We start from the raw sequence: 20,731 nt of genomic DNA on the forward strand, positions 1-20,731 counted from the left end.
CGGAAAAATTTCCAAAACATTGTGTTTAAGCCGAAATACTTTTGCATAAACGCCCTGAAAAAGGTACACTAAAACGGTAGAAACTATTAGGAAGGCAGATTTGTTCAATGGCTATGAAAAGAAAAGGAACTATGCAGAAATCTGGCGTACTTCCTGAAAAAGTACGCAACCAATTTGAGCTGTTACAGCATGAATTAAATATCACATTTATTAATAAAAATTTATTGTACCAAGCATTCACGCATTCATCTTATGTGAATGAGCATCGCCGTAAATTATTTACGGATAATGAGCGTCTTGAATTTTTAGGAGACGCAGTACTTGAACTGTCTGTTTCTAAATATCTTTTTGAGAAATACCCAAATATGAGCGAGGGTGAGTTAACAAAGCTAAGAGCTTCCATTGTATGTGAGCCATCACTAGTGATTTTTGCTAACGAGCTAGGCTTTGGACGCTTTGTATTACTTGGAAAAGGTGAGGAATTAACAGGTGGTCGGGAACGTCCAGCGCTGCTTGCAGATGTCTTTGAGTCATTTGTAGGTGCACTCTATTTAGATCAAGATTTACAAACGGTCGTGTCATTTTTAGAACGAATCGTGTTCCCAAAAGTAGAAGTCGGTGCTTTTTCGCATGTGATGGATTTTAAAAGTCAATTGCAAGAAATGGTACAGCAAACGAATAATGGACTTCTTCATTATGAGATTATCGATGAAAAAGGCCCAGCACATAATCGTACCTTTGTATCAAGCGTATTATTAAATGGACAAGAGCTTGGTATTGGTCGTGGAAAATCAAAAAAAGAAGCCGAGCAGCAAGCTGCACAATGTGCAATGCGGATGATGCGTGAAGAAGCTGCAAAAGAGGAGGCTTAATAGATGTTCCTAAAACGACTAGAAGTGATTGGCTTTAAATCTTTTGCGGAACGCATTGGAATTGATTTTGTACCTGGTGTTACAGCCGTTGTTGGACCAAATGGCAGTGGAAAAAGTAATGTCACAGATGCGATTCGTTGGGTACTTGGGGAGCAATCGGCAAAGTCGTTACGTGGAGCAAAGATGGAAGATGTTATTTTCGCTGGGAGTGACTCTCGTAAGCCACTCAACTTTGCAGAGGTAACACTTATTTTAGATAATACTGACGAGCAACTTGCTTTTTCTTATACAGAAGTCAGTGTAACAAGACGCGTATACCGTTCAGGTGATAGTGAATATTTATTAAATAACCAACAGTGTCGCCTGAAGGATATTACGGACTTGTTTATGGATTCAGGACTTGGGAAAGAGGCATTTTCAATTATATCTCAAGGTCGTGTTGATGAGATTTTAAATAGTCGACCTGATGACCGACGTTCTATTTTTGAAGAGGCTGCTGGCGTTTTAAAGTATAAAATAAGAAAGAAAAAAGCGGAGCATAAGCTTGTTGAGACAGATGAAAATTTGTATCGTGTATTAGACATTCTCCATGAATTAGACAACCGATTAGAGCCACTTGAAATGCAGGCATCTAGTGCAAGAGATTATGTACAAATGTCTTCTGAGCTAAAGGATTTTGATATTGCCATTCTTGTGCATGATTTTAAAAATTGTGCACAATCTTTGCATGCGCTTAAAGAGGAATTTTCGAAGCTTTCTGCAACAGAGTTAGAACAAGCTCAAAGTATTTCAATGATTGATCAAAAGACCGCCAACATACGTAAGCTATTAAAAGATCTAGATGATTATTTGGATGTGTCGCAGGCTGAGCTTGTCAATGCCACTATGGAGGTAGAGCGTTGGGATGGTCGTAAGGCATTAATGGCTGAAAAACGCCAAAATGCATCGAATCAACTATTACAACTGAATACAACATTACAAGAGGCTAAGGCGGAAGTAGAATTACTCCTGGTTCAAGAACAGGAGAAAAAAGAAGTGTTTTCCGAGAAGCAACAAGCCGTATCAGTGTTAAAGCAGAGCATCAAGCAGTTAGAACAATCATTAAATCGATCTGTGACAGAAATCGAGGAAGAAATAGAAAACTATAAAAATCGATATATTGATTCATTAAATGAAGAAGCAACAGTGAAGAATGAATTGAAAAATATCGATCAGCAATTAGCTCAACAAAAGGCAATGGCGGCAAAAATGTCCGATCAAACAGATGAAATTGGACAAGAGCTTATGCAAATCATTGCTGAAAAAGAAAAGCTGGTGGTTGAACATGCCTCGACAACCAATGATTTACAGAAAAAATTAGAGCAACATGAAACCTTACAAATACAGTTGAAAAATGTCAATATTTCCTTTGCTGAAAAGCAGGATATGTTGTACAAAGCGTATCAACACCAACAACAACTAAAGGCTAGAAAAGATACATTAGCTGAACTCGAAGCTGATTTTTCTGGGTTCTTCCAAGGTGTTAAAGAGGTCTTGCTTGCTCGAGATAAAGGTGATTTACAAGGTATTGAGGGTGCTGTAGCAGAGTTAATCCAAGTTGAAGGAAAGTATTCACAAGCGATTGAAACAGCTTTAGGTGCTGCCTCTCAACATATTGTCACAACCAATGAGCGCCATGCGCAACAGGCTATTCACTGGTTAAAACAAAAACGGGCTGGACGTGCTACTTTTTTACCGAAAACAGTCATGAAATCACGCAAAATTAATCCAGGAACTATTCAGCTAGCAACTGAACATCCTGCCTTTGTTCAAATGGCAGATGCACTTGTCACTTTTAATGAAGACAATCGAACAATTGTTGAAAATCTATTAGGGAATGTCATCGTGGCATCAAATTTAGAAGGCGCAAGTCAAATTGCCCGATTATGTGGTTTCCGATACCGAGTTGTCACACTTGAAGGAGATATTGTTAATGCAGGGGGTTCCTTAACAGGTGGTGCACTGAAACAGCAATCCTCACTCTTTACAAGAAAAGCAGAGTTAGATGATTTAATCATTAAGCTAGAATCGTTACAGGCTTCCATTTATAGTGCTGAACAGGCTGTTGCAGCCGAAAAAGAGAAGCTTGCAGTACTGCGAGATCAAGTAGAGCAATTAAAGCTTGAAGGAGAGCAATTACGAAAAGATGAGATGCAACAGTCAAGTCGTATTCGTGAGCTAGAAGTCGTAGAAAAAAGCTTATCGGCTAGAGTAACCTTTGCTTCAACTGAAACAAAAGATGTAAAAACACGTGAGGAAGCATTGTTAACACAAAAGCAAGCAGCAGAGGAGCGCTTAAATACCCTTGCTGTAGAACTTGTCGAAATCAATGAAACTGTCGAACAATTAAGTAAGGTAAAGTTACAGGGGGAGACAGAGAAAGATGTCTTACGAGAACAGCTTGCCGAAAAACGTTCACAGCTAGCGGTTATGCAAGAACAAATGTCACAAGTTCAAATTACGACTGCTGAACTGGCACTGCAATTAAACAAAACACAACAAAAAGTTAAAAATATTTCTCAGGAAATAATGTGGCTTCAATCTGATGAATCGACAAATCCTTTAAGTGATGAAGAGGTCGAGGAACAGGTTGTGACATGGAAAGCAAGAAGAGATGCCTTACAAGAGACTATTTCTGAAAAGAAAGAACAGAAAATAGGACAACAACAAGAACTCTCTACATTAGAAGAACAACTCAAGGAACTACAGCGTATTCATAAAGGATACCTTGAAGCAATTCGTGCCAATGAGTTAAAACGTAATCGTGTAGAATTTGAAATGGATAATTTTATCGAACAACTCGAAGAAAATTATCAGTTAACATTCGAAGAGGCTGAGAAAGAAGCTCTGGCAATAGAAGATGAAGAGTTTGTGCGAAGACGTGTTAAATTGTTAAAAAGATCCATTGAAGAGCTAGGACCTGTTAATTTAAGTGCGATTGAGGAATATGATAGAGTACTAGAACGTCATACTTTCTTAACTGAACAACGAGAGGACTTGCTTGCTGCACAGGAAACATTACATGAAGCAATCAAAGAAATGGATGAAGAAATGACGTTGCGCTTTAGTGAAACGTTTTACGCTATTAGAGAGCAATTTAAACGTGTTTTCCGTGAATTGTTTGGCGGGGGGCAAGCTGATTTGGTTTTAATTGACCCACAAAATTTATTGGAAACAGGCATTGAAATTGTAGCACAGCCTCCAGGGAAAAAATTACAGAATTTAAGTTTACTTTCTGGTGGGGAGCGTGCACTTACGGCCATTGCTTTACTATTCTCCATCTTAAATATTCGACCTGTACCATTTTGTATTCTGGATGAGGTAGAGGCGGCTTTAGATGAGGCGAACGTTGTGCGTTATAGCCAATATTTGAAAAAGTTTAGTCTCGACACACAATTCATTGTAATTACTCATCGTAAAGGAACAATGGAGGGAGCTGATGTCTTGTATGGTATAACAATGCAAGAATCAGGTGTGTCGAAACTTGTATCAGTAAAACTAGAAGATGAACCCGTACTTGCGGAGCAAAGGAGCGAACAAGCATGAGTTTTTTTAAACGTTTAAAAGATAAATTAATGGGTAATCCAGCAGAGGAAGAGAAGCTAGACCCAACAGACAAAGAACAGGAATCCGACCATTTGGAGCCGGAGCTTGAAGAATCAAACGAACCTGTTGCCATTGAGACCGTTGATCTAAAAGTGTCTGAACAAGATGAAGCATCACCTGAAATGGCGATTGTGAAAGAAGCCGAAGTGGAAGCTGAGCCCTCACCTGAAATAGAAGAAGCACAGCTAGATGTTCAAGAGCTAGCAGTAGTAGAGGATGAACCACTGGAAGAGAAAAAGCCTTCTGCTTGGTCAATAACACAAAAATTCAAGGCTGGTCTTGAAAAAACACGTAATTCCTTTACATCAAAAGTGAATGACCTTGTTGCACGCTATCGTAAAGTGGATGAGGATTTCTTTGAAGAATTAGAGGACTTACTATTACAGGCTGATGTTGGATTTGAAACTGTCATGGAACTCATGGATAAACTGCGTTATGAGGTGCAACGTAAAAATATTAAAGATACAAATGGCATCCAAGCAGTGATTTCTGAGAAGCTTGTAGAAATTTATGAGCAAGGTGAAGAAGATTTAATTGAACTAACTATGCAGCCAGATGGTGAACTAACTGTTATTCTATTTGTTGGCGTAAATGGTGTTGGGAAAACAACAACGATAGGTAAGCTAGCGCACCGTTTAAAATCTCAAGGGAAAACGGTTGTATTAGCTGCGGGTGATACGTTCCGTGCAGGTGCTATAGATCAATTGCAAGTATGGGGAGATCGTGTTGGTTGTGAGGTTATTAAACAATCAGAGGGCTCTGACCCAGCGGCAGTCATGTATGATGCGATTCGTGCAGCAAAAAACAGAAAAGCGGATGTGTTGATTTGTGATACAGCTGGACGCTTGCAGAACAAAGTGAACCTAATGAATGAGCTAGAAAAAGTTCATCGTGTTATTTCACGTGAAATTCCAAATGCTCCACATGAAGTATTATTAGCATTAGATGCTACAACTGGCCAAAATGCGCTTGTTCAAGCACAAACATTTAAAGAGGCAACGAATGTGACAGGAATTGTTTTAACAAAGCTAGACGGTACTGCTAAAGGGGGTATTGTTCTTGCTATTCGTAACAAGCTGCACATTCCTGTGAAATTTGTGGGTCTTGGTGAGAAAATGGATGATTTACAGCCATTTGATGCCGAACGATATGTCTATGGACTATTTGCTGATGGTTTGGATAAGGAACTACAAAATAATGATGAGAACAGCTAACAGTGGCTGAATAGTTTTATATTGATTGCCATTTATCTCTTCTCTATTGAGAAAGCTGGATGCTTAGTTTGCTTCAGTTTTTGAACAAAATTGGATAAAGTGACACTGACACGTAATAGATAAAGACGCTCGATTGTGTAGAGGTGAATTGACTTGTTTAAAAGAGTAATACTAGCCAAAGGCAAAAAACGCCTGAAAGCTGCAATTTAGGCTTTTAGACAAGGAGATTACCTTGACACAGACGGGCGCTTTTCGTTATGATACAAATGACTAATAGCGGGAGGAGAAACATTCGATGCTACTTGAAAAAACAACACGCATGAACTTTCTCTTCGACTTTTATCAAGCATTATTAACAGATAAGCAAAGAAGTTATATGGAGCTATACTATTTGGATGATAACTCTCTAGGAGAAATCGCTGAATCGTATGGTGTTTCACGCCAAGCTGTTTATGATAACATTCGTCGAACTGAAGCGATGCTTGAGGAATATGAAGAAAAATTATGTTTACTTGAAAAATTTCAACAACGTACCCAAATGCTGTTACAGCTAACACAGGGGATTACAGAAAAAAGTATGACAGCTGAAGAGCAGCTAGCACTTATTGAGCAGCTGAAAGAATGGGATTAGGAGGCGAAAGCAATGGCTTTTGAAGGATTAGCGGAACGACTCCAAGGAACGATCCAAAAGATTAAAGGCAAAGGAAAAGTATCTGAGCAAGACGTTAAAGAAATGATGCGAGAAGTCCGATTTGCTTTAATCGAGGCGGATGTTAACTTAAAAGTAGTCAAAGAATTCGTGAAAAAGGTAAGTGAACGTGCTGTTGGTGTTGATGTTATGCAAAGTTTAACACCAGGTCAGCAAGTTATTAAAATTGTACAGGATGAACTAACAGAATTAATGGGGGGCGAACAAAGTCCCATTAAGTTTAATACGAAGCCACCCACTGTCATTATGATGGTTGGTCTACAAGGTGCAGGTAAAACGACCACTACAGGTAAATTGGCAAATGTTCTACGAAAAAAATATAATCGTAAACCATTATTAGTTGCCGCTGACGTTTATCGTCCAGCAGCTGTCCAACAATTACAGACATTAGGAAAACAGTTATCACTACCTGTTTTTGCGTTAGGTACTGAGGTATCTCCTGTAGAAATTGCACGTCAGGCAATTGAATTGGCAAAGGAAGAGCATCATGATGTAGTGATTATCGATACAGCTGGTCGACTTCATATCGATGAAGACCTAATGCAAGAGTTAAAGGATATTCGTGCATTAAAAGAGCCAGATGAGGTTTTCCTAGTTGTTGACGCCATGACGGGTCAAGATGCAGTCAATGTAGCAGAAAGCTTTAATGAAGCAATCGGTATTACTGGGGTTGTTTTAACAAAACTTGACGGTGATACGCGTGGTGGTGCTGCATTATCTATCCGTTCTGTGACGCAAAAACCAATTAAATTTGTCGGGATGGGCGAAAAAATGGATGCGCTTGAACCATTCCATCCAGAGCGTATGGCATCTCGTATATTAGGTATGGGCGATGTTCTGTCACTTATCGAGAAGGCTCAGGCAAATGTAGATGAAGCCAAGGCAAAAGAATTAGAAGAAAAGTTTAAATCTCAAACATTCACTTTTGATGATTTTGTCGAGCAATTACAGCAAGTCAAGAAAATGGGCCCTCTTGATGAAATTTTAAAAATGCTACCAGGTGCTAACAAAATCAAAGGCTTAGATAATGTAAAAGTTGATGATAAGCAAATGGGGCGTGTAGAGGCCATTATTTACTCGATGACGCCTGCTGAAAAGACCAACCCAGAAATCATTAATGGTAGCCGTAAAAAGCGTATTGCGAAAGGCTCTGGGACATCTATTCAAGAGGTGAATCGTCTCATTAAACAATTCGATGAAATGAAAAAAATGATGAAGCAAATGACTGGAATGGCAAGTGGTAAAGGGAAGAAAAAAATGAAATTACCAGGCTTTGATTCATTGTTTAAATAATAATTTTTAGGTGTTAAGAAAAAACACTTTACAAACAACCTAAACATTGATAATATACTATCTTGTGTGAAACTTATTCGGAGGTGCTATTAAAATGGCAGTTAAAATTCGCTTAAAACGTATGGGAGCTAAAAAATCTCCTTTCTATCGTATCGTAGTTGCAGACGCACGTTCACCACGTGACGGTCGTCAAATCGAAACAGTTGGTACTTACAACCCACTAACTCAACCAGCTACTGTAAACATTGATGAAGAGAAAGCTCTTAAATGGTTAGCTGACGGTGCAAAACCATCAGATACAGTACGTAACCTGTTCTCAGAACAAGGTATCATGGAAAAATTCCATAACCAAAAATTCAGTAAATAATCGGGGGCGACGTCTTTGAAGCAGCTGATTGAAGCAATCGTTTTACCGTTAGTCGATTATCCAAAAGAAGTTCGTATTGAGACGGATGAAAATGCAAATCGAATTGTTTATAAACTTTTTGTTCATCCAGAGGATAGAGGGAAAGTCATAGGCAAGCAAGGGCGAGTAGCAAAAGCGATTCGTACAATTGTTTATTCAGCGGCAGGTAGTCACCATCAAAAGAAGACCTACGTCGATATATTGGATTAATAGAAAAGATTTTCACGCTCTTGCAACAAGTACTAGTGAGTCCTGATAGGTGTGTTTACATGTCGCTTAGGAGTTCAAAGTGGCCTTTAGTATAAAGCGTAAAATCTGGACGAAAAAGGAGGGAGCTTGTAGGTTCCTTCCTTTTTTTATCTTTTTTTAACATCAGCATATCGCTATGATTTCTGTTTAAGTGGAAATTAAAGCTTAAATAAGGAGTATAGCTAAAGGATATTGCTTATATTATTGTTGACAAGACAAATGAGTCTTAGCTAAAACTACATTCTTCCAAATCACATCTGCAAGAACGGAACCTTTTTTGGATGAGCCAGATGCATTGTGAAGATAAGCATGTTTTTACGAGGTGAAATAGAATGGAATGGTTTAATGTAGGTCGAATTGTCAATACGCACGGTATTCGTGGTGAGGTACGTGTATTATCGACAACAGACTTTGAAGAAGAACGTTTTGCGGTAGGAAATAAGCTTGCTGCCTTTAAAAAAGACGATAAGAAGCCAACCTGGGTAACGATTGACTCTATGCGTCGTCATAAAAACTTTATTTTATTAACTTTTGAAGGCATGAACAATATCAACTTGGTTGAGCCATTTAAAGAAGGCATGCTGAAAGTGACAAAAGATCAAATGACTAATGATCTTCTTGAAGAAAATGAGTTCTTTTTCCATGAAATAATAGGCTGTACAGTTATTTCTGAAGAGGGCGAAACAATCGGTGTTGTAGCAGATATCCTGCAAACAGGGGCAAACGATGTATGGGTAGTGAAAGGGACTAAGAAAGAACACTATATCCCTTATATAGAAGATATCGTGAAAGATATTGATGTTATGGACAAAAAAATAGTCATTCATGTTATGGAAGGCTTATTATGATGAATATTCATGTATTGAGCCTGTTCCCTGATATGTTTTCAGGCGTTTTTGGTGCATCTATTTTAAAGAAGGCCCAAGAAAAGGGAGCTGTAAATTTAGAGGTAACGGATATTCGTACATTTTCAGGGAACAAGCATAATCAAGTTGACGACTATCCATATGGTGGTGGTGCAGGTATGGTATTAAAGCCTGAACCAATGTTTAGTGCAGTAGAGGCTATTACTGCAGGTAAACAGCCACGTATCATATTAATGTGTCCCCAGGGTGAACGATTTACGCAGAAAAAAGCAGAGGAGCTAGCGCAGGAAACAGAGTTAGTGTTCTTATGTGGTCATTATGAAGGCTATGATGAGCGTATACGTCAGCATCTCGTGACAGACGAGATTTCCATTGGCGATTTTGTCTTAACAGGTGGGGAATTAGGCGCTATGACTGTTATTGATAGCGTAGTTAGATTGTTACCTGGAGTCTTAGGACAAGAGGATTCTCATATCCAGGATTCTTTTTCAACGGGTCTCCTTGAGCATCCACATTATACACGTCCTGCGGAGTTCCGTGGCATGAAGGTACCTGATGTTTTATTATCGGGGAATCATGCTAAAATCGAGCAATGGCGAGAGGAACAGTCGCTGAAAAGAACTTTTGAGCGCCGTCCTGACTTACTTGAGCAATACCCATTAACAGACAAGCAAAAATTGTATCTAGAAAAACTAAAAAACAATCGTCAAGATGCTTGATTGCTAAATCTATTTATGATAACATCTAATCTGTACTTCTATGTGGAGTACTGAATTACGGTGTTCCGCTGTGGCATAGATTGCGTGCAAGAGCATCTGTCTAAGGAGAGAAAACAATGTCAAACATTATTGCAGAAATTACAAAATCTCAGCTTCGCTCTGATCTACCAACTTTCCGTCCTGGTGATACTGTTAAGGTACACGTGAAAGTAGTAGAGGGTACTCGTGAACGTATCCAAATTTTCGAAGGTGTAGTAATTAAACGTCGTGGTGGCGGAATTAGCGAAACTTTCACAGTTCGTAAAATTTCTTACGGTGTAGGTGTTGAGCGTACATTCCCTGTACACACACCAAAAATCGCTAACTTAGAAGTTGTACGTCGTGGTAAAGTACGTCGTGCTAAACTTTACTACCTACGTAACCTACGTGGTAAAGCTGCTCGTATTAAAGAAATTCGATAATTATGACTTAAAAGTGAGGGGCTTGTGTTCAAGCCTCTTTTCTTTTTGCTTGTCATCTTTATTCACTATCATCTAAAATGGTGTTAGACAAGGGGGCAATTCTCAATGGAAAAACAAGTGAAAGAAAAAAATGAATTATGGGAATGGACAAAAGCACTATTAATTGCATTTGCGATTGCTGCAGTTATTCGATATTTTTTATTTACACCCATTGCAGTTGATGGAGAGTCCATGATGCCAACCCTTGAAGATGGCGACCGAATGATTGTGAATAAAATTGGTTATAAAATAGGTGAGCCTAAACGTTTTGATATCGTTGTATTTCATGCACCTGAACAAAAAAATTACATAAAGCGTGTAATTGGATTGCCAGGAGATACACTAGAGTATAAGGATGATCAATTGTATATAAATGGTGAGCCAATTGATGAACCCTATTTAGATGCCTATAAAGCACAAATCACAGAGGGAACTTTAACAGAAGATTTCACCTTAAATGATATTGATCTTTCCTTGGATAGCAATACTATTCCTGAGGGGTATATCTTTGTTATGGGAGATAATCGTCGATATAGTAAAGACAGTCGACATATTGGCCTTGTGAACCAAAAAGAAATTATTGGTAATACCAGTCTGATTTTCTGGCCATTTAGTGACATAAAAATTGTAAAGTAATGTATGAAAGGGAGAGCAAATTACTCCCTTTTCTTTTAGTTTAGGAGGTATAGCTGTGACGATACAATGGTTTCCAGGGCATATGGCTAAAGCCCGACGTGAAGTAACTGAAAAATTAAAGCTTGTCGATATTATCTTTGAATTAATAGATGCACGTTTACCGCTATCCTCACGTAATCCGATGATTGACGAAGTCATTAACCAAAAACCTCGTCTTTTGATCTTAAATAAAGCGGATATGGCAGATGAACAAGAAACACGGAAATGGGTAGAGTATTTTGCAAAGCGTGGCCATAAAGCAGTAGCCATTAACTCACTTGAGGGCAAGGGCTTACAGCAAGTCACAAAAGCGGCACAAGAGATTTTAAAAGAAAAATTTGATCGCATGAAAGCAAGAGGAATGAAGCCTAGAGCTATTCGTGCCATGATTGTGGGTATTCCAAACGTGGGAAAATCCACATTGATTAATCGATTAGCGAAAAAAAATATCGCTAAAACGGGCAATACACCAGGTGTGACAAAGGCACAGCAATGGATCAAAGTTGGTAAAGAGCTTGAACTATTGGATACACCAGGTATTTTATGGCCAAAGTTTGAGGATCAAGAAGTAGGCTTTAAATTAGCTTTAACTGGAGCTATTAAGGATACTATTACAAATATGGAAGACCTAGCTGTCTATGGGTTGCGATTCTTATCTAATCATTATCCAAAGCGTATGGATGAGCGTTACGGTCTCGAGTTTATCCATGAGGAGTTAGTGGATACTTTTGACCATATTGGTAAGCTACGTCGTGTATTTGGTCCTGGTGGAGAAATAGATTATGACCAAGTAGCTCAACTAATTGTTCGAGATATCCGAGGATTACAATTAGGTAAACTTACCTTTGATTTTGTGGATGAGCAGTTAGAAAAAGAAACTGAACAATTATAAGTATTTAAAACTGTCACACGTTCTTTTGTGACAGTTTTTCTTTTAGGAATACATTTTTTAACCGATAATGACTATAGAGAGGAAAATAGTTTTCGAGTTAAAGAGACTACATAAGAACTGAACATGCTATAGTTTGAATGAATAGAAGCAAGAAGGAGTACACAATGAAAACCATTAAGGAAATTACAACTGCATTGAAAGCTGCTGAGGAATGGCAAGATTGGATGAAAGAAATTACAGCGGATGAAAGAGCAGGTGTACAAAAGGCATGGCTAACTTGGCAAAAGAGACAAGATAAAAAACATCAATTACTGCAAGAGCATCAAAAAAAAGTTGCATTCGATTTAAGCTATGGGAAAACAGATACATTTATTGCAGGTGTAGATGAAGCAGGACGGGGACCGCTAGCAGGGCCAGTCGTAACGGCAGCAGTAATTTTACCGACAAATTGTGAGGCACTTGTTGGTCTGAACGACTCAAAGCAATTATCGAAGGACAAACGAAATGGCTTTGCAACATTAGTTAAAGAGCATGCCGTAAGCTATTTTATTCATTTTCAATCTGCCCAACAAATTGATGAACTGAATATATATGAAGCAACAAAACAATCTATGAAGGTAAGTGTTGAATCATTGTCGACAAAGCCTGATGTTGTTTTAGTAGATGCTATGACATTACCTATTACAATTCCTCAAGATTCGATTATAAAAGGAGATGCTAAGAGCTTAGCGATAGCAGCTGCATCCATTTTAGCTAAAACAGCACGGGATGAGTATATGGAGCAATTAGACGAGGAATTTCCAATGTATGGATTTGGGCAACATGCGGGGTATGGGACAAAGCAACATTTAAAAGCGTTAGAGGAATTTGGACCGACTATTCACCATCGTAAATCATTTGAACCAATAAAATCTATGTTTTCATAAAGCTAAAAAACGGTAGACAATTACACGAAGGAGTAATTGATGAAAGGAGTATGTATATGACAGCCACATCATTTAATCCAATTCAACTGCAGCAAAATGCAATGACTTCGACAAATCAACCACTTGCTTTAAAACAAGGACAAGTATTTCACGGAACAATTAAGCAATTATATCCAGATCAAATGGCAGAAATCCAAGTAGGTAATCAAAAATTTATAGCTAAACTCGAAGTGCCGTTAAAAGCTGGGGATGCCCATTTCTTTCAGGTAACAGGGACAAATCCACAAACGGAATTGAAAATAGTGACTGGACCGATGGCGCAGGCATCCACACCAAATCAGCAAATTAATCAGTTATTAGAATCCATGAATTTGCCTAAATCACCAGAAATGCAGCAATTATTAGGGCATTTTATGAAAGCACAGCTACCCATTTCTAAAGAACAAATGCTGCAAGCTGAAATGTGGTTAAAGGCATTACCAGAGGGTATATCAAAAGTAGATGCTCTACAAACCATTCAAAAAATGATAGAGCTAAAAATGCCTATGATAAACGATGTGTTTCAAGCATTGATGAGTGGTCAAAAGACATCTGGTATGACTGCTATCATGGATAACTTTGCTCAACTTTTAGCGAAGGATACAACCCTATCTGAGTCATTGAGGCAAAATTTATTGCAACAAGTACAAGCGATTGCCAAGCCCTTTGAAGTAGAAACGGGTAGTGCAGTGCTTGCAAGGCTTTTACAAAGTTTAACGAATAGTGCTGCGACAGTGAATGAAAAAATGCAAGCTTTATCAATGCTAAAAGAGTCGGGGATTCTTCCTCAGCAGGCTACATTGCAAAACTGGTCAAAAATTGAAGCAAAAGCCTTTCAGCCAATACAGCAAGCTGGTCAAGTTATTCAAACCATTCTTGCTACAAAGTCAGAAAATGCTAGTCAACTGGTGGCACAGCTTAAATCATGGACCGAAAGTCAAAATTTATTAACGAATGAGCAAAAACAGCATATCAATCAGCTGGTGGATCGTTTTAATCAGTTACCAGTATCAAAACAAACGCTAGAGGTTTTTGCTAAACAAATGCAGGATCAGTTATTAAAAGCATTTACTCAAAATACAGCTGATCGTTTATTTACACAGGATGCCCATGCACTTTCAGTGAAAGATCATTTGTTATCCCTATTTAAGCAAGAGGCCAATTCGACTTCACAGAATGAGGCACTCATGCGCAATCTAGTGAAAAATAGTATTAATTCTTCGCAACCATTTATACAGCAAGTTGTGACACAAGCAGATGCACAAGTACAAAATTCAATGGATAGTAAGGCGATGGAGCATGCACTTAAAACGGTGTTGAAAAATTTAGGAATTAGCTATGAGGCAACATTAGGAAACAAGTCGGCTGATTTACAAATGATTGCGCATCAGCTAAAGCCACAACTCCATACATTATTGCAGGAAACTAATATACCACCTCAAATGAAGGAAGCGGCAGAGATGCTTATGACGCGTATGAATGGAATGCAGCTATCTTCAGGAGAAAACGGTCATCAACATCAGCTTATCATGCAAGTTCCACTTGAATTTTTTGGAAAGAAGATGGATGCAACCTTACAATGGAATGGTCGCATGAAAGATAATGGCAAAATTGATGCTAACTATGCACGCGTATTATTTTATTTACAAATGGCATCTATGCAAGAAACAGTGATTGATATGCAGGTTCAAAATAGAGTTGTCACAGTAACGGTCTTTAATGAAAATTCGGAAATTCAATCACTTGCTGAGCCGTTGAAGGCTGCTTTAAAAATTGGGTTGGCTGAAAAAAATTATCAACTTTCAGGTGTGTTTATTAAACAATTTGACAAAGGGCAAACGGAAAAAGTAGGTCCTGTAGTAGAACAGCGAGAGGAGCAGAGTGGGGTGGATATCCGCGTATGAGCGAAGAAAAACTTACTCGGAAAGAGGCAATTGCGCTTACGTATAAGCTTGGTCAATTTGATAGTCCCACTGTTGTAGCAAAGGGAAAAGGGAAAATTGCCGAGAACATTTTGGCAAGAGCAAATGAGCATAATGTGCCGATTTATGAGGATCCTAACCTTGTGCAGTTGCTTGGTCAATTAGATTTAAACGAGTCTATTCCTGAAGAATTATATCAGGCAGTAGCAGAAGTTTTCGCATTTATTTATCGTTTGGATCAGCAACATGCGCAAAAATATAGAAAAAATGAATTATTCTGACTATTTTTACAAGCTGTTTTAGTACACAAAATAGAAAAAAGTGTCATAATAAGAGAGAAAATTCGAACTAAAGACAAAGTGTAGACTTTATCAGAATCTTTCGTTAGAATAGTCTATGTTAGTAAAACAATTCTATGCAAATGTTTGATGGGAGGATGTATTATGAATATCCATGAATATCAAGGGAAAGAGATTCTGAGAAAATATGGTGTAGCTGTACCAAACGGAAAAGTTGCTTTTTCCCCTGATGAAGCAGTAAAAGTAGCGAAGGAACTTGGCTCAAACGTAACAGTAGTCAAGGCGCAAATCCATGCAGGTGGACGCGGTAAAGCAGGCGGTGTCAAAATCGCTAAAAACCTTGACGAAGTGCGCACATACGCAAAAGAGTTATTAGGAAAAATTTTAGTGACTCATCAAACAGGTCCAGAAGGAAAAGAAGTAAAACGTTTGTATATTGAAGAGGGTTCTGATATCCAAAAAGAATACTATTTAAGTCTAGTATTAGACCGTGCTACATCTCGTGTAACAATGATGGGATCTGAAGAAGGCGGTATGGATATTGAAGAAGTAGCAGAAACAAATCCGGAAAAAATCTTCAAAGAAGTAGTAGATCCTGTAGTTGGATTAACAAGCTTCCAAGCACGTCGTATGGCGTTTAATATGAACATTCCAGCAAACCTTGTAGGGAAAGCTGTTAAATTAATGTTAGGCTTATATCAAGCATTTATCGACAAAGATGCATCGATTGTAGAAATTAATCCACTTGTTGTAACTGGACAAGGTGAAGTAGTAGCATTAGATGCTAAATTCAATTTTGATGCCAATGCATTATATCGACATAAGGATATTGTCGAATTACGCGATTTTGACGAAGAAGATGCAAAAGAGATCGAAGCTTCAAAATATGACCTAAGCTATATTTCATTAGATGGAAATATTGGCTGTATGGTTAACGGTGCTGGTCTTGCCATGGCAACGATGGATACAATTAGTTATTATGGCGGAAGCCCTGCTAACTTCCTAGATGTAGGGGGCGGTGCAACAGCTGAAAAAGTAACAGAGGCTTTCAAAATTATCCTTTCTGATTCAAACGTAAAAGGCATTTTCGTCAACATCTTTGGTGGAATTATGAAGTGTAACATTATTGCTGAGGGTGTTGTAACGGCTGCTAAAGAGATTGGTTTAGCTGTGCCATTAGTTGTACGTTTAGAAGGTACAAATGTTGAACTTGGAAAAGAAATTTTAAATGCATCTGGTTTAAACATCGTTGCAGCGGATTCAATGGCTGACGGTGCACAAAAAATTGTGGGACTAGTAGGCTAAGGAAGGCAGGGAGAACAATGGCTGTATTTATTAACAAAGATACGAAGGTAATTGTACAAGGGATTACGGGCGAAACAGCTCTATTCCATACGAAGCAAATGCTTGAGTATGGTACTAAAATCGTAGCAGGTGTAACACCAGGTAAAGGTGGACTTGAAATCGAGGGAGTTCCTGTTTTCAATACAGTAGCAGAAGCTGTAGCTGCAACAGGTGCTACAACTTCAGTTATCTATGTACCTGCACCATTTGCGGCAGATGCAATTTTAGAAGCTGTTGATGCTGAATTAGAATTAACAATCTGTATCACAGAGCATATTCCTGTCCTTGATATGGTTAAGGTTAAACGTTATATGGAAGGCAAAAACACTCGCCTAGTAGGTCCAAACTGTCCAGGTGTTATTACAGCTGATGAATGTAAAATTGGTATCATGCCTGGTTATATTCATACAAAAGGCCATGTAGGAGTTGTTTCTCGTTCTGGTACATTAACATATGAAGCAGTACATCAATTAACACAAGCTGGAATTGGTCAAACAACTGCAGTAGGTATTGGTGGAGACCCTGTCAATGGTACAAACTTCATTGATGTACTTGAAGCCTTTAATAACGATCCAGAAACTTACGCAGTTGTTATGATTGGTGAAATCGGTGGTACAGCTGAGGAAGAAGCAGCTGCATGGATTAAAGCAAATATGACAAAACCTGTTGTAGGCTTTATTGGTGGACAAACTGCACCTCCTGGCAAACGTATGGGTCACGCTGGAGCTATCATTTCTGGTGGTAAAGGAACAGCAGCAGAGAAAATTAAAGCAATGAACGAAGCTGGTATTGAAGTTGCAGAAACACCTTCTGTAATTGGTGAAACATTGATTAAAGTAATTAAAGAAAAAGGGCTATACGAAAAGTGTAAAACCCATTAAAATGGAAGATGTAGCCATTACGGCTACATCTTTTTCATTATTTATACACTGTTTATCATACTTCATTCAACAATTACCTACTTACTTATGAAGAAATCAACAATTTTGTGGCAGATTTTATAAATAATAATGCAATGTTGTGTTGAAAATTATCATGCGGTCATTTAATTTCTTCTATTATAAAAGGAGGTTTATTGAATGATTCTCGCAGTAGATACGCAGAGATTACTAGCCTTACATTATGTATACCCATTACCACTTCAGAAACTTCAGCAATTGTTGTCCCCTGTGAATATTTTAAGCTCTTTTGAAGACATTCATTATGACGACATCGCAAAAGTTTTACAAATATCAGCACATAAAGCACATCAACTTTCTCAGCGCTTTCGACAAATTATGACAACGCCACTTGAAGAGGCCTATGCACGGGCTAATATTTTCCCCATCCCGTTTTATCATCCCTATTTCCCGGCGCAATTATTTGAAATATCAAGTCCACCTACTGTATTGTATGTGAAAGGTCAATATTCCCTGTTAACAAATAAAAAACAGATAGCTATTATAGGCTCTAGGAAGGCGACAGCGTATTCAAAAAGAGCGATAGACTTAATTGTCCCGCCACTTATTCAACGTGATTATACGGTTGTTAGTGGGCTTGCAAGAGGTGCAGATACAATGGCACATAGGGCGACTATCGATATGGGCGGTCATACAATAGCGGTGCTTGGACATGGTTTTAATTATCTCTATCCATCAGAAAACCGCATTCTTGCTACACAAATGGCAGAGCACCAGTTATTAATGACAGAATATCCCCCTTATATGAAGCCTGAAAAATGGCATTTCCCAATGCGTAACCGGATCATTAGTGGTTTATCTCGAGCATTAGTTGTGACAGAAGCGGCATTAAAAAGTGGCACGCTTATTACAACAGAGCTTGCATTAGAGCAAGGAAAAGATGTATTTGTGGTACCAGGACCTATAGACGCAACTCAATCAAAAGGGACAAATCAATTGCTTTTTGAAGGAGCAATTCCCATAGTGAATGGTCATCAAATCATTGAAACATTAGACCTCTTTTCTAACAAAAATTGAAAAAAAGTTGCATTATCTTAAAATCTGTTATACATTTTGCAACAGGTAACTTAAAAAATTAGTAATAGACCTCGCTAAGGGGGAGACATAGATGGCGGATTATTTAGTGATTGTAGAATCACCAGCAAAAGCAAAAACAATTGAACGTTATTTAGGAAAGAAATATAAGGTGAAAGCGTCGGTTGGACACGTACGGGATCTTCCACGTAGTCAGATGGGCGTTAGCGCGGAAAATAATTTCGAGCCTAAATATATTACGATACGTGGTAAAGGACCTGTGTTACAGGAATTAAAGTCTGCAGCTAAAAAAGTAAAGAAAGTTTATCTAGCGGCCGATCCAGACCGCGAGGGAGAAGCAATTGCTTGGCACCTTGCGACTGCATTAAATATTGATATTCACTCAGATTGTCGTGTTGTATTTAATGAAATTACTAAAGATGCAATTATAGAGTCTTTTAAAAATCCACGTCCAATTAACATGGACTTAGTAGATGCGCAGCAAACAAGACGTATATTGGATCGACTTGTTGGCTATAACATTAGCCCAATTCTATGGAAAAAGGTGAAAAAAGGTTTATCAGCAGGTCGGGTACAATCTGTAGCACTACGTATGATCATTGATCGTGAAAATGAAATTAAAAACTTCCAACCTGAAGAATATTGGACAATTGAAGGAACGTTTGAAAAAGGAAAAAAATCATTTGATGCCCTTTACTATGGGAATGGTAAAGACAAAATAAAATTAACAAATGAAGCACAAGTAAAGGCAATCTTAAAAGATGTTAAAGGAACAAACTTTGATGTTGTCAATGTAACGAAAAAGGAACGTAAGCGTAATGCTGCACCAGCCTTTACAACATCATCTTTACAGCAAGAAGCAGCACGAAAATTAAATTTCCGTGCTAAAAAGACCATGATGCTAGCTCAGCAATTATACGAAGGTATAGATATTGGAAAAAAAGAGGGGACAGTCGGGCTAATTACTTATATGCGTACTGATTCCACACGTATTTCTGATACGGCAAAAGCAGAAGCGGTTACGTACATTGAGGGCAAATATGGAAAAGAATACATTGCAACAGATATAAAACAAACAAAGAAAGCTTCAAATGCACAGGATGCGCACGAAGCAATACGTCCAACAAGTACAATGCGGACACCGGATGAATTAAAGACGGTACTTAGCCGTGATCAGCTACGCTTATATCGCTTAATTTGGGAGCGCTTTATTGCGAGTCAAATGGCACCAGCAGTACTTGATACTGTAGCTGTAGATCTTCAAAATGGTGATGTTTTATTCCGTGCAAATGGCTCACAAGTTAAATTCGCAGGCTTTATGAAACTATATATTGAAGGTACTGATGATCAAACTGAAGAGACGACAAAACTTTTACCTGAGATGGAAATTGGTGATCAAGTAAAATCGCTTGAAATCGAGCCTAAACAACATTTTACACAGCCACCACCACGTTATTCTGAGGCGCGACTTGTTAAAACAATGGAAGAACTAGGAATTGGGCGCCCGTCCACATATGCACCGACCCTCGATACAATTCAGCGCCGTGGCTATGTTGTATTAGATGCTAAACGCTTTATGCCAACAGAGCTAGGAGAGATCGTACACCAACTCGTACTAGAATTTTTCCCAGATATCATAAACATCGAATTCACCGCACAAATGGAACAAGATTTAGATGATATTGAAGAAGGCAATCGACAATGGAAAAAAGTTGTGGAAGAATTTTATAAGGACTTTGAAGTCCATGTAAAACATGCGGATGAAGCTATGGAAAAGGTTGTCATTAAAGATGAGCCTGCAGGGGAAGACTGTGAGCTTTGTGGATCTCCAATGGTCTTTAAGCTTGGACGATATGGCAAATTTATGGCTTGTTCTAATTTCCCGGATTGTCGAAATACAAAAGCGATTATGAAGCCTATTGGTGTGAAATGCCCTTCCTGTGAAACGGGCGAGATTGTGGAGCGAAAAAGTAAAACAAAGCGTCTATTCTATGGTTGCAATCAGTATCCTGAATGTGAATTTGTCTCATGGGACAAGCCAATTAATAGACCATGTCCAAAATGTAGTGCATTATTAGTAGAGAAAAAGATAAAAAAAGGTGTGCAAATTCAATGTACGAAGTGTGACTATGAAGAAGCACCTACTCAATGATAGGAAGATGGTAAG

At 38.4% G+C, this 20,731-nt stretch carries 19 protein-coding genes; all 19 read left to right on the forward strand.

The window, feature by feature from the left end:
- Positions 1–107: 107 nt before the first annotated feature.
- The 19 genes from rnc (at position 108) to topA (ending at position 20,716) form a co-directional block, all read left to right on the forward strand.
- Positions 108–872: a ribonuclease III gene (gene rnc, locus NP781_RS02210; RefSeq protein ID WP_012293239.1), complete on the forward strand. Its 765-nt coding sequence runs from the start codon at positions 108–110 to the stop codon at positions 870–872.
- A 3-nt stretch (positions 873–875) separates the two neighbouring features.
- The gene (gene smc / locus NP781_RS02215; protein WP_257521297.1) at positions 876–4,457 is read left to right on the forward strand and encodes a chromosome segregation protein SMC; all 3,582 of its coding nucleotides are present in this window, start codon (positions 876–878) and stop codon (positions 4,455–4,457) included.
- Positions 4,454–5,731 carry a signal recognition particle-docking protein FtsY gene (gene ftsY, locus NP781_RS02220; protein WP_257521298.1) on the forward strand — a complete coding sequence of 426 codons (1,278 nt, stop codon included), beginning with the start codon at positions 4,454–4,456 and terminating at the stop codon, positions 5,729–5,731. Before smc ends, ftsY begins: the two co-directional genes overlap by 4 nt.
- Before the next feature lie 295 nt (positions 5,732–6,026).
- Positions 6,027–6,362, forward strand: a complete 336-nt coding sequence (locus NP781_RS02225) for a putative DNA-binding protein (protein WP_054550507.1) — start codon at positions 6,027–6,029, stop codon at positions 6,360–6,362.
- 12 nt (positions 6,363–6,374) lie between these two features.
- On the forward strand, positions 6,375–7,733 hold the full coding sequence (gene ffh / locus NP781_RS02230) for a signal recognition particle protein (protein ID WP_048391641.1): 1,359 nt from the start codon (positions 6,375–6,377) through the stop codon (positions 7,731–7,733).
- Between the two features lie 94 nt (positions 7,734–7,827).
- On the forward strand, positions 7,828–8,100 hold the full coding sequence (gene rpsP / locus NP781_RS02235; RefSeq protein WP_004269411.1) for a 30S ribosomal protein S16: 273 nt from the start codon (positions 7,828–7,830) through the stop codon (positions 8,098–8,100).
- A gap of 15 nt (positions 8,101–8,115) precedes the next feature.
- Complete coding sequence (locus tag NP781_RS02240) at positions 8,116–8,349, forward strand: KH domain-containing protein (RefSeq protein WP_134018983.1); 234 nt, start codon at positions 8,116–8,118, stop codon at positions 8,347–8,349.
- Positions 8,350–8,720: 371 nt separating this feature from the next.
- Entirely contained in the window at positions 8,721–9,236 is a 516-nt protein-coding gene (rimM, locus tag NP781_RS02245) for a ribosome maturation factor RimM (protein ID WP_221683436.1), read from the forward strand.
- Positions 9,236–9,973 (forward strand): tRNA (guanosine(37)-N1)-methyltransferase TrmD, encoded by a 738-nt coding sequence (trmD, locus tag NP781_RS02250; protein WP_221683449.1) that lies wholly within the window; start codon positions 9,236–9,238, stop codon positions 9,971–9,973. Before rimM ends, trmD begins: the two co-directional genes overlap by 1 nt.
- Positions 9,974–10,089: 116 nt before the next feature.
- A complete protein-coding gene (gene rplS / locus NP781_RS02255; RefSeq protein WP_004269407.1) occupies positions 10,090–10,434 on the forward strand; it encodes a 50S ribosomal protein L19 in 345 nt (114 codons plus the stop codon).
- Between the two features lie 105 nt (positions 10,435–10,539).
- Positions 10,540–11,109, forward strand: coding sequence for a signal peptidase I (gene lepB, locus NP781_RS02260; protein WP_221683437.1), 570 nt, complete (start codon positions 10,540–10,542; stop codon positions 11,107–11,109).
- Between the two features lie 55 nt (positions 11,110–11,164).
- Entirely contained in the window at positions 11,165–12,040 is an 876-nt protein-coding gene (gene ylqF, locus NP781_RS02265) for a ribosome biogenesis GTPase YlqF (RefSeq protein WP_004269405.1), read from the forward strand.
- A 164-nt stretch (positions 12,041–12,204) separates the two neighbouring features.
- Positions 12,205–12,966 carry a ribonuclease HII gene (locus tag NP781_RS02270; protein WP_221683438.1) on the forward strand — a complete coding sequence of 254 codons (762 nt, stop codon included), beginning with the start codon at positions 12,205–12,207 and terminating at the stop codon, positions 12,964–12,966.
- A 56-nt stretch (positions 12,967–13,022) separates the two neighbouring features.
- Positions 13,023–14,909, forward strand: a complete 1,887-nt coding sequence (locus NP781_RS02275; protein WP_221683439.1) for a hypothetical protein — start codon at positions 13,023–13,025, stop codon at positions 14,907–14,909.
- A complete protein-coding gene (locus NP781_RS02280) occupies positions 14,906–15,208 on the forward strand; it encodes an EscU/YscU/HrcU family type III secretion system export apparatus switch protein (RefSeq protein WP_048391628.1) in 303 nt (100 codons plus the stop codon). Before NP781_RS02275 ends, NP781_RS02280 begins: the two co-directional genes overlap by 4 nt.
- Positions 15,209–15,370: 162 nt before the next feature.
- Positions 15,371–16,531 (forward strand): ADP-forming succinate--CoA ligase subunit beta, encoded by a 1,161-nt coding sequence (gene sucC, locus NP781_RS02285; protein WP_221683440.1) that lies wholly within the window; start codon positions 15,371–15,373, stop codon positions 16,529–16,531.
- A gap of 17 nt (positions 16,532–16,548) precedes the next feature.
- Positions 16,549–17,451 carry a succinate--CoA ligase subunit alpha gene (sucD, locus tag NP781_RS02290; RefSeq protein ID WP_004229280.1) on the forward strand — a complete coding sequence of 301 codons (903 nt, stop codon included), beginning with the start codon at positions 16,549–16,551 and terminating at the stop codon, positions 17,449–17,451.
- A gap of 198 nt (positions 17,452–17,649) precedes the next feature.
- Positions 17,650–18,546 carry a DNA-processing protein DprA gene (dprA, locus tag NP781_RS02295; RefSeq protein WP_221683441.1) on the forward strand — a complete coding sequence of 299 codons (897 nt, stop codon included), beginning with the start codon at positions 17,650–17,652 and terminating at the stop codon, positions 18,544–18,546.
- 91 nt (positions 18,547–18,637) lie between these two features.
- Positions 18,638–20,716 (forward strand): type I DNA topoisomerase, encoded by a 2,079-nt coding sequence (gene topA, locus NP781_RS02300; protein WP_221683442.1) that lies wholly within the window; start codon positions 18,638–18,640, stop codon positions 20,714–20,716.
- The last annotated feature ends 15 nt before the right edge of the window (positions 20,717–20,731 follow it).

The sequence above is a fragment of the Lysinibacillus sp. FN11 genome, assembly GCF_024628845.1.
Lineage (GTDB): Bacteria > Bacillota > Bacilli > Bacillales_A > Planococcaceae > Lysinibacillus > Lysinibacillus capsici.